We start from the raw sequence: 11039 nt of genomic DNA on the forward strand, positions 1-11039 counted from the left end.
GATTGAGACGTTGCCACGACCTACGACTGGCCGGAGGCGCCGTGCGCGAGCACAGCGCGAGCGCCGCTCGGCCGAATGCACGCGTTGTAGATGCGAACGAGATCCAACCCCGCCTTGATGAAATCGCGACCTTTGAGCTTCGATCCCTTCACGTCGCGCCATTCAAGGAGAGGAAACTCGTAAATCGTGCGTGACAGCGGGCCCGGCTCGTAGCGCGACGAGAGCGCGCCGTAGCGCGCGATGATCTCGACGTCGAAAATCCATTTCGACAGGAACGGGGCGCCAAGGACCTGTTTGAGTTTCGGCGACGCACGAAAGAGCTTCGCGCCGCACTGCGTGTCGTAAACAGGGAGCTGAAGCGTGAGCGATGCGGCAGTCGCGAACGCGCGACCAGCATAGTGTCGGGCCGCAACACGCTCAATGGTTCGGCCAAGCAGGCGGACGCGCGAACCGATGATCATTTCGAGCTCGGGACGCTTTCGGAGCAGCTCGATGAACGGCGGCAGGGCGTCGAACGGGGTCGCGAGGTCAGCGTCCCAAAAGCCAATGAACGTCGTATTGGATTCGAGCGCGCGAAGCATTCCGCGACGGACGGCCTCACCCTTTCCGGAATTCTGCTCGAGATCAAAGACCGTAACCCGGTCGGGCGCCGCGCTGCGCACGTCGTTCAGGACGCGGAGCGTGTCGTCGCGACTCCCGTCGTTGACGAGAATCAGCGCGATGTCTGGGTTGGCCGCGACAAACGCCTTGAAGGTGGCGACATCCAAGCGAGCGGCTTCGTTGTAACACGGTACGACTAGGGTTGTCGCCGACATATTTGCCTGACCAGACACGCTGAACTATCAGAGGAATGCAGCGGGGGAATCCCGCGTGGTAGACGAACCAGACCTGTGCGCGGTACGTGGGCGCCCAGGTGTTGCGCTCATCCTGAAACTAGGCTCGGCGCTCCAGAGTCGGTGACGCCAAGACTGGAACCGCCGATTCTTCGCGCGCGATTGTCCGAGCGACCATTTCACCCACGGCTGCGCACCCATCCACCGTGAAGTGAAAGTGGTCGTAGAAGTTTCGGGCGCTCATCTCCATTCCTGAACGCAAATCAACGTGCAGGGCGCCCATCTCATCGGCCACCTGGGCCGAGCGGGCGTCTACCTCGCCCATGAGTTGGAACAGCGCTTCGTCGGAATAGAACTCGCTGACGGGCTCACGGAACGCTTGGCCAACTCCACCGTGCCAGAACAGCGCCTGCTCTTCCGGCGTAAACGCCTCCTTCTGAAACCAGGGCTGCCGCGCAAGGACGACAATCGGTGCCTTTGCCTGACACATCGCCACGACGTCCCGGAGGTATCGATCGAACACCTCGAGCACGATTCGCGTGTCGCCTGGGCTATGGCGCCATTTCTGGGCGTTGAGGCGCATTTCGCGCGCGCGATGAATCCACGAGCCGCGCCCCGGAATGAAGCGCGGGCGGAACCGCAGGCGCGGATCGAGCCGGCGCACCACTTCGGCGAGGCCGGACTGCTTCGGCCGCCACTGGAATTTCCGCTCGGGATTCTGATCAAAGCAGTTGGCGGCGGTCATCATCACGACCGGACGGTCCGGAGGCCCACCGGCCTCCATCCAACGAACGACGTCGCTCGCGCCCACCATCAGCACGATGGCATCCAGGCGCTTGTAGTTCGGAAGCACTTTTTCAAAGATCATCCGAAGGCTTCCGATATCGACGCCGGACTTTCCAATGTTTCCGACGTGAACACGATCAGCACCGAGCCGGGCCAAGCGGTCAGGAGCGTTGAGGCGCTGCTCTAGAACGGCGCCCCAGTTCGTTGTTTGGTCGGAGAAGTAGCACTCGACGGAGCTTCCACCAGCGATCACGACTCGGAAGAGACGACCGACTTTCGGAACCGGACCGCCGCGTTCGCCATCCGAATTGATCGCAAGGTCGATCCTTTTTTCGATCGTCGGAAAGAGCGTGGGATCGGGATGGAGGTAGCCGGCCGCCATTGGCCGACGGACATAGTGTTTGCTACGCCGGAGCAAATAGCGAGACATGAGCTCCAGCGCGAGTCCAATCGCGACGACGACCGCCAGGCCGAAGACCAATCTGACGAATTGCTGCATTAGGCGCGCGCGTTGAGAATGGGCATGCGCTTCAGCGCATCGGCGATCGGTACATAGCGATCATTTCGATACACGAAGAGCACCCATAGAGTGGCAAAACCAGCAACGAAAACGACTCCGGCAACAAAGAGCTGAATGAATCCATGGACGTCGGCCCAGTAGCGCATCAACCACAGCGCACCGGCGGCCAGTACGGCGCCGACGAGAGCACGCGACGCCACGTATCCCAGGTATTCCGAAACGCGAATCTCGAGCGACCGGCAGGTGATGTAGAGCAAAAATCCGGCGTACAGCACATTGGGAATCGCCGTGCCGTAGGCGACACCGTTTAGCCCCAGCGGCTTGGCAAGGACGATGCTCAATCCGAGGTTGCCAAGGGACAGCGCGAGAAACCCGATTGTCGGTGCCTTGGGACGCCCCAGGCCCATGAGCAGCGGAAGAGCGACGCCACGCATCGGAAGAAAGATGAGGTTCGCGACCATCAGGATTCGAAGCACGTCACCCGAGGGCGTCTCGAACGAAGGGCCGACCCACCACGCGATGAAGCGCGGCCCCAGGAATACGAGGAAGAGTCCCACCATGAGCGTCAACGAAAACGTGATCTTCGACCACTTCAGGAAGACGACTCGAAGCTCATCCATCTTGCCCTGCGCCTCGAGCTTCGTGGCCATCGGCATCACGACTGCGCCGATCGCGATCACGAACTCCATCATGTAGGTGGCCAGGCTTCCAGCCACCGAGAAATACGGAATGTCCCCAACGGGGCGGAATGCAGCGATGACGAGCGAATCGGTCTGAAATGCGAGCTGGCCGGCCACGTTGAGCACCAACACGAACACGCTGAACGAAAAGATCTGGCGAACCATTCCGCGATCGAAGTCGGTGAGCCTGATGCGGATCGTCGGATATCGCCGGCGAACCACGGTCATGGCGACAGACAGTTCGAAGACCAACGCCATTCCAAGAACGGCCGCTAACCAGACAATCGACGCGTCGATGGTGAGGAAAAGCACCGTGAGGCCAGCACGCAGCAATAGGCTGGCGATCTGAATCCGGTTCTTCACCACGAAGTCGTCGTGGGCGGACATGATCCCGTAGGGCAGCTGTCCCAGGAATCCGCCCGAATAGGCGAGGACCGAGAGTGCGAACGCCGCCTGGGCTCGCGATCGGAATTCTGGCGGAATGTCGTACGCCGTGCTGAACACGATAAAGAGCACGGTGCCGACTATGAGGGCACCTACTCCGATGAGCAGGTAAAGCCCGAGGCAGCTACCGATTGTTCGATTCAGGGCCTCATCGTCGCCTCCCGCCGTGTACTTGGCGACGAAGCGAACGGTCGCCATGGGTACTCCCAAGGCGAGCAGTCCCAGATAGCTCGTGAGCGACGTGATGAGCAACCAGGTGCCGTACTGATCATGCCCAAGCTTTCCGATCGTGAACGGCAACAGAACGAAGGCCGACGCGATTTGAATCGCCGTCAAGATCCAATTGGAACTAACGCTTTTCAGCACGCCGTACGAGGTCTCCTCAGCCCGCCTAGTTGGGTCCGTTTCACACGCCGGGGCCACTTCCCAGCATCGCCCGATTCGAACGGAACCTTAAAGCAACTTAAGGCAAGGTAACGACGGTCGACGCTGGTTTGTGGTCACGGTATCGCGACAGTCGTGGCCGACCGGATCTCTAATCGGCACCTGATCTTAGCACCCCACGTTCGCTGCCCGCGGAGACCGAAGCGTGAGTCCGCCTGCACGCGCTTTGGTGTTCACGATTGTCCCCGGCTTCATAACATTTTCGTATTCTTAGTTGCCGGCCTCTTGCGGAGTATTTCAGCGCGCCGGATGGTTGGTTGGCACCGGTGGCGAACTGTCCCTGGGCGAACGCTCCCAGGCGAGAATGTCATCCGCCCAAGCCGCGCACCACGATCTCCGAATGTGCGAAAGCGGCATTAGGAGAGTCGAATTTGAACGTACGGTGGTATTCGGTGACGTCGCCGGATCACCGACCCTGCAGCAACCGCAGTGATCCAACGCCCGGGGGGGCGTTCGAGGACTGTGGACCCGACGGAGAGCGCCAATTGCTGACGTGAGCAACACTGGAACGTAAGGAGAAGGACATGAGGGCCGCACCAGAAGGACCCATCGGCGTTGAGCAGACCTCAACGCCCCAGGACTCGGTCAACCGCCGTATCTACCACTCCAGAGAGATCGTTCGCGATTACCTCTGGCCTGAGCTCGGGCGAACGGAGGCAATGGCCCTCCTCGCCTATCAACCGGCCTTCGCCAATCGCGACGTACTCGATCTCGGCGTCGGGACCGGACGGACGACGCGCTTCATCGCTCCGCTGGCCCGCCGGTACGAGGGCATCGACTACTCGCCGGCCATGGTCGACTACATGCGCGAGACGATGCCAGAGATCTCGATCCATCTCGGCGACATGCGCGACCTCCGGCGGTTTGGCCCGCACAGTTTTGATTTCGTGTTCGGCGCCAACAACGTCATATCCGCCGTGCCGCACGAGGGTCGGCTGCAGACATTCGCGGAGGTACACCGCGTCCTTCGCATTGGTGGGATTTTCCTGTTCAACGCCCACAATCGGCGATACCGCCTCGCGACTCGGGGCCCGCGGCTGCGCTTTTCACGCAACCCAGTGACGCTCGCCCGAAACACGATTTCGTACGCACGGTCGGTGGTCAATCACGCGCGCGTCGGCCACCTCCGACGGATCGAGTCGAACTTCGCGCTGCTCAATGACGTGGGTCATGAGTACGCGCTCTTGCACTACTACATCGACCGGAACACCCAGACTCGTCAGCTCGAAGAGATCGGCTTCCGGCTGCTGGCGGTGTTCAATGAGTCTGGAAAGCGACTCGCCGCGGGCGACGCCGACGAAGACAGTTCGTCGTTGATGTACGTCGCCGAACGAATCGACGACTCAGTCGCCTGGGGGCGCTGAGTCCGGAGCCGGACGTCGCGTGGCGTTCCAGGCGCGGAGCCGATTGATGATCCACATCTTCGGATTCGGCATGGACGACTCGAGCCACACCAGGTGTCGGCGTCCCGTTCCGAGAGACTCCTTGTATCGCGCCGCCTCGGACTCCCCAGCGAGAAAATCGTACTCCGTTGCGTCGCCGTCCAAATAGCCTTGGATGGCGAGTGCGTGAGCAACGAGACCGGGCTTGAGCCGATTGTCTTCTGAATACTGGAAGCCGGACTGGTAGAAGCTGATCCGTCCGCGGTACACGAGGTTGTAGAGCGCACCGACGAGCACGTCGCCCGAGAGAACTCGCACGATTTCGACCGCAAAATCGCCGGTTCCTTCCGGTCTCAATGCGTATTCTCCGATGAGCAGTTCGTGGAATCGCGTTACTTCAGGGGTAGCAAATGCGCCGGGAAGGCCACGCGCTTTCCAGCGTGCGTCATGCAGAGTTCTCAGATCGGCGAACGCCTGAAGGGCCTCGGAAGGCGTTGGCGCCGTAGTGACCTCGAGCCGGCCCGACGTCTCTTCGTAGAGTCGAATGCTCCGCCGAATCTTCTCACGGGTGTTGCGTGAGAGGACGCTCAAATACTCTGACTTCGCACTCCGAAGCTCGTCGAGCGTGACGAAGAGATCATCGCTCGAAAAGCCCTCGCTGACCCCGCGCTCCGGCCACGCGGCGCGGATTGCGTCGGCCGCGGCCACTCGGAAGCCCGACAAAACCAGGGAATCGACGCGCCGCCGCCGCATGTGCGCTACGAGGTCGGCCGAGAGCTTAGCCTCGACGTCAGGTATGCACAGGAGCATGTTGTGCTCTGAAGCGAGCTGATTCTCGCCAGTCGCGTTCAGATAGGCCCGCCGAACGCTGAACGGCCCGCGACGCTCGATGCGAATCGTCAGCAGACAGGCACCGACGCAGTCTCCTCGTTCGTCGCGCCAAACGAGGGCCTCGGGCCGCAACCGCGCGCCGAAGACCTCGAGCCACGCCTTGATCCAAGGTGCGCTCACGAACGCGGATGCGTCGCTCCTCACGTCGAGGAGCGCAGTCCAATGCGGCGCGATCCTCGACCACAGATCGGAACTGTACGGCAGGACTTCGAACTTCGTCATCCGAGTTGAGTGAGACAAAGGCAGCGGCTCGACGCGGCCGTACGATGGGGCTGCGTCGCGCTGCGCGCGAGACGGCGATTCGCTCCGCTCGCGCGACGGTTGTTGCGGCACAATTGAACTCGCTCGCCCCATATGGTGAAACCCATCAGAGAGTCTGAAACACCGTAGGATTCATCGCTTCGTCTAACCGACCGCGCTCGTGGCCGCGCGAGTTGGTCAAACTCCAGCGGGGCGGATGGTGATACCGGTTCCGCCCGCATCGTCGTCCGGCCGAGGCCGGTGCGAGGATTCTGGGAATGGTCGCGCACCTCGGGGTGGGATAGCTCCGGTGCGCCGCGTCGATTTTGCGAATCTTGCCTAGTCTGCCGCAGGAAAGCTTCGCCCGCCTCGGCAAGAATGTCAATCACATTTTGAGAGTGATGCCGATCCTGTACCCCGTTGTCACGAAAGCGGTTGGATGTTCTCCGCAGCGGAGTTTGCATGGGCCCGGATATGAGCAAAAAATGCGTCGCGGCGCCGCAACAAAACGGCGAAGAAAGTTGACAGATCGCGTTCGATTTCAGCGCCATCTGTTCACTGGAGCGTTGCAGTTCTGACCGCTAAGAACGGGCCAGCTGCAGGTGAAAGGCCTCCGCGCGAACCACGGAAGTGCTGATCTGCTATGATCTTGCCGATGCTTGTGATACCTCGTACGTTTCTCTGTTCCAAGAGATGCGCCATTGCATTGTTCGGACGTTCCGACCAATGGCGGGTGCGAAAGCTTAATCAGCGACGCTCCACTCTTGTTCTGCATGATCCCCTCCCCGCAGCACCAGGCCCTCATCGTCGGAGTCGATCTCGTCCACGTCGGTGACGTGGCCGAAGCGATCGCGCGCTTTGGCCGGCGGTACATCGACCGGCTTTTCACGCCCGGCGAGATCAGCTACGCGACCGGCGCAGAAAACCCGCCAACGGTTGCCGAGCGATTTGCGGCGAGATTTGCGGCGAAAGAAGCCGCTCTCAAGGTCCTTCGCCCGACGCCAAGTGATGCGATTTCCTGGCGCTCCATCGAGATATGCCGCGCTCCCGAAGGGTGGTGCGACGTCATTCTCCACGGAACCGCCCAAGAGCTCGCCGAGCGACAGTGCGTTCACGGCATATCGCTCAGTATGAGCCATGAGCGCGACTACGTGGTCGCAACTGTGGTTGCCCATCGGGCGATTCAAGCGTCGAAGGGGTGCGCCGGGGATGAAAGCACGTCCGTCCTGAGCCAAAACGAACAGACAGACCAGTCAAGAGGAGATGCAGCAGTGGAGGAGTTGATCAGAGCCATCGTTCGTGACCATGGACGCCTGAGCGTCGATGTCGCGAGCCTGTCGAGCGAAGCAAGCCTGTACCAAGCCGGCCTGACTTCACACGCTAGCGTCAACCTCATGCTCGCCCTCGAAGATCAGTTCGGGATCGAGTTCCCCGAGCGCCTGCTACGGCGCCGGACGTTCGAGACCATTGCAGGCATCGCAAGCGCCGTCGCCGAGTTGAAAGGCGGCCCGATTAGCGCCGCCTGATCCGGAGACGAATTAGCCATGGCACAAGAAGGTTCCGCGACGGCCCGCGCATCTGCGCCCAGCGGTCATAGCAGCGAGCTTCGCGCACGCAGCGCAAGCACCGATCCAGTCGCCATCGTGTCGGCGATCGCCACCGAGGTGGTTGGCCCGGCCGCCGGCAAGATCGACCGCGAGGCCGCATTCCCGACCGAGGGAATCAACGCGCTCCGCGACGCGCGCCTTCTCACCGCCCTGGTTCCGACCGCAAACGGTGGCCTCGGTTGTACGATCTCTCAGGTTGCCGAGATGTGCGAAATACTCGGCGAGTCCTGTGCGAGCACGGCCATGATCTTCGCGATGCACCAGATCCAGGTCGCGTGCATGGTACGGCATCGCGGAACGTCGGCCTTCATGGACCGATACATCGAGGAACTCGTGGAGCGCCAGCTCATTCTGGCCTCTGCGACATCCGAGGTGGCGGTCGGCGGCGACGTCCGTTCCAGCGTCTGCTCGGTCGAGCGCACTGACGGCAACTTCCGCCTTCGCAAACAGGCGCCCGTCATCTCGTACGGCGAATACGCCGACGACATTCTCGTTACCGCACGCCGACAGCCGGATTCGCCGCCGAGCGATCAGGTGATGGTTCTCGCGCGCCGAGCTGGGACGACGCTCGAACGCACCGCAGGCTGGGATGCGCTCGGATTCCGAGGCACCTGCAGCTGCGGGTACATCCTCGAGACGTCGGGCACCGTCGATCAGATCCTGCCCGACGCGTACGACGACATCTCGAGCCGAACGATGCTCCCCGTATCGCATATCCTGTGGAGCTCGCTGTGGCTCGGCATCGCGACAGACGCGGTGAATCGCGCCCGTCTCTTCATTCGCGACGCGGCTCGAAAGAAGCCTGGCTCGCTCCCCGCGGGCGCGACGCGTCTGGCTGAGGTCGTCGCGCTATTGCAGTCGATGCGCTCGGGCGTTCAGGACGCCGTCGCCACGTACGAATCGAAGTACGACGACGCCGACGCGCTGACGTCGATCGGGTTTGCGCTGCGAATGAACAATCTGAAGGTGCAGTCCTCAAAGCTCATCGTCGACGTAGTTGCTCAGGCATTGACCGTCTGCGGAATCTCGGGGTACAAAGCCGATTCCAAGTACAGCGTCGAGCGGCATCTGCGCGACGCGTACGGTGCCGGCATCATGATCAACAACGATCGAATTCTCGGCGCGAGCGCCTCGATGCTCCTGGTTCACCGCGAGGAGCTCTAGCCTCGCGGTTCGGTTCTGCCCTCTGTTCGCTCTGTTCATCGCATCGCCTCCCCAGTCCTCCCGGAAGCACGGATGTCACTTTCTAAGAACGCGCCCGAACGTGTGTCGAACGCGGCGCTCGAGCAGGCTGCCGATCCATACGCGGCGTACATGCAGGCCCTCGTCGCCGAAGGCCTGCTCATCCCGTCGGGCGTGCCTGGTGTTGTCGGACGCGGCGGTGTGTTCGAAGACGTGCTTCAGCGTTTCGACGCGTACGTCACACGAGTGGGTGGCAATGACGGCGCGACGGTGATGCGCTTCCCCACGCTGCTTCCGCGCGCGCACTTCGAGCAGAGCGGATATCTCAAGTCCTTTCCGCATCTCGCCGGCACGGTCAACAGCTTTGCGGGTGACGAGCATGGACACGCGGCCCTCTTGAAATTGCTCGATCGCGGCGAGAACTGGGCGACGACGTTCTCGCCGACCGACGTCGTGCTGACGCCCGCCGCGTGCTACCCGGTTTACCCGACCATGGCGTCACAGACGCTTCCAGCGGAGGGAAAGCTCGTCGACGTGTTGACGGTCTGCTTCCGCCATGAGCCGTCGAACGATCCAGCACGCATGCAGATGTTCCGGCAGCGCGAGTATGTGAGAATTGGCGATCCTGCCTCGGTCCGCGCGCATCGCGACCTATGGCTGGAGCGCGGCCAACAGATGCTGAAGGACGTCGAACTCCCCGTGCATGCCGATGTCGCGAACGACCCGTTCTTCGGGCGCGCCGGAAAGCTGCTCGCGGTGAGCCAGCGCGACCAGGCGTTGAAGTTCGAACTGCTCGTGCCGATCTGTTCGCACGAAAAGCCAACGGCGTGCGTGTCGTGCAACTACCACGAGGATCACTTCGGGCACGCCTTCGACATTCGGCTTCAGGATGGCTCGCAGGCCCACACGGCGTGTGTTGGCTTCGGGCTCGAACGCATTACGCTCGCCCTGTTCCGTTGGCATGGGTTCGACATCAGCCAGTGGCCAGCGGGCGTGCGCAGGACGCTCGGGTTCTGACGCGATGGCGTCTGTTCTCGGCCGGACCGAGCAGGAGGCGTACAGGTCGCATGCGCTGCACGATGACGAGCGGACGTGGCCAGAGACGAACTGCTATGTAGATCTGTGGATCGAGGTCCTGCATGCGCAGGGTCTCGATCCAACGGCCGCGCTTCCCTTCACGCTCGGGCTGGATTTCGAGGGCGATCAATACACGTTCTTTAAATTCTCCCTCGACGAGCTGTGGCAGCTGTATGGTGTCGAGGTGCAGGAGCTCAACGTGTGGCGCCCGCTGGTGGAGGCGGCCGCAGAGCAGGTTTCGCTCGGCCGCTTCTTCATGCCGGAAATCGATTCGTACTACCTGCCGGATACGGCGGGGATCACGTACAAGATCGATCACGGCAAGAGCTCGATCGCGATCGACTATATCGACATCGAAGCACGAACGATGCGGTATTTTCACAACCGCGGTTATTACACACTGTCCGGCGAAGATTTTGCCGGAGCATTTCGTCTCGACGAGCATGCGCCGGCGCCCGGCGTTCTGCCGCCGTACGCCGAGATCGCGAAGCTCGATCGTGTCGTGCGCCGTCCACCCGCCGAATTGGTTGCCGAGTCGCTGCAACTGCTGCGTCGCCATCTCGCGCGTCGCCCGCGACGGAATCCAATCGCGGCTCATCGCGAGCGCTTCGCCCGCGATCTCGAGTGGCTTGCCACGGAACCATTGGAGGTTTTTCACCTCTATGCGTTCGCGACTGTTCGCCAAGCCGGCGCCTGCTATGCGTTGACCGCGAGCTATCTCCGCTGGCTGGAAGAGCACGGACAGACCGGCCTGGAGCCGGCTGCCGCGGCGTTCGACCGTATCTCGACATCGGCGAAGACCACGCAGTTCAAACTTGCGCGAATGGCGAATCTCAAACGCCAGGTCGATGTCGGCCCGCTCATCGCAGCAATGGAAGAGGCGTGGGACGAAGGAATGTCCCGCCTCGTCGACTACTACGGTGACTAGGCCAGGGACGGCGTCGGCGACTCTT

9 protein-coding genes and 1 pseudogene are annotated in these 11039 nt (G+C 61.8%); 6 read left to right on the forward strand and 4 right to left on the reverse strand.

The window, feature by feature from the left end:
• Positions 1–20 precede the first annotated feature (20 nt).
• From AC6H4Z_RS15160 to AC6H4Z_RS15170, 3 genes are all read right to left on the reverse strand, one after another.
• Positions 21–815, reverse strand: a complete 795-nt coding sequence (locus AC6H4Z_RS15160; protein WP_497542798.1) for a glycosyltransferase — start codon at positions 813–815, stop codon at positions 21–23.
• Positions 816–933: 118 nt separating this feature from the next.
• Entirely contained in the window at positions 934–2118 is a 1185-nt protein-coding gene (locus tag AC6H4Z_RS15165) for an SGNH/GDSL hydrolase family protein (RefSeq protein ID WP_497542799.1), read from the reverse strand.
• The gene (locus tag AC6H4Z_RS15170) at positions 2118–3686 is read right to left on the reverse strand and encodes an oligosaccharide flippase family protein (RefSeq protein ID WP_497542800.1); all 1569 of its coding nucleotides are present in this window, start codon (positions 3684–3686) and stop codon (positions 2118–2120) included. The genes AC6H4Z_RS15165 and AC6H4Z_RS15170 overlap by 1 nt, the downstream gene beginning before the upstream one ends.
• Before the next feature lie 545 nt (positions 3687–4231).
• Between AC6H4Z_RS15170 and AC6H4Z_RS15175 the strand changes: the two genes are divergently transcribed.
• Positions 4232–5071 carry a class I SAM-dependent methyltransferase gene (locus AC6H4Z_RS15175; protein WP_497542801.1) on the forward strand — a complete coding sequence of 280 codons (840 nt, stop codon included), beginning with the start codon at positions 4232–4234 and terminating at the stop codon, positions 5069–5071.
• Here the strand turns inward: AC6H4Z_RS15175 and AC6H4Z_RS15180 are convergent.
• Positions 5051–6202, reverse strand: a complete 1152-nt coding sequence (locus AC6H4Z_RS15180) for a GNAT family N-acetyltransferase (RefSeq protein ID WP_497542802.1) — start codon at positions 6200–6202, stop codon at positions 5051–5053. The two genes, AC6H4Z_RS15175 and AC6H4Z_RS15180, sit on opposite strands and share 21 nt — an antisense overlap.
• 791 nt (positions 6203–6993) lie before the next feature.
• Here AC6H4Z_RS15180 and AC6H4Z_RS15185 point away from each other — a divergent pair.
• The 5 genes and pseudogenes from AC6H4Z_RS15185 to AC6H4Z_RS15205 form a co-directional block, all read left to right on the forward strand.
• Positions 6994–7332 (forward strand): annotated as a pseudogene (locus AC6H4Z_RS15185) (4'-phosphopantetheinyl transferase superfamily protein); the annotation flags it as partial.
• A gap of 18 nt (positions 7333–7350) precedes the next feature.
• A complete protein-coding gene (locus AC6H4Z_RS15190) occupies positions 7351–7746 on the forward strand; it encodes an acyl carrier protein (protein WP_497547053.1) in 396 nt (131 codons plus the stop codon).
• A gap of 18 nt (positions 7747–7764) precedes the next feature.
• Positions 7765–8991: an acyl-CoA dehydrogenase family protein gene (locus AC6H4Z_RS15195; protein WP_497542803.1), complete on the forward strand. Its 1227-nt coding sequence runs from the start codon at positions 7765–7767 to the stop codon at positions 8989–8991.
• Between the two features lie 72 nt (positions 8992–9063).
• On the forward strand, positions 9064–10026 hold the full coding sequence (locus AC6H4Z_RS15200; RefSeq protein ID WP_497542804.1) for an amino acid--[acyl-carrier-protein] ligase: 963 nt from the start codon (positions 9064–9066) through the stop codon (positions 10024–10026).
• Positions 10027–10030: 4 nt separating this feature from the next.
• A complete protein-coding gene (locus tag AC6H4Z_RS15205) occupies positions 10031–11014 on the forward strand; it encodes a DUF1839 family protein (protein ID WP_497542805.1) in 984 nt (327 codons plus the stop codon).
• Positions 11015–11039: the final 25 nt, after the last annotated feature.

It is taken from the genome of Leucogemmata humicola (assembly GCF_055379415.1).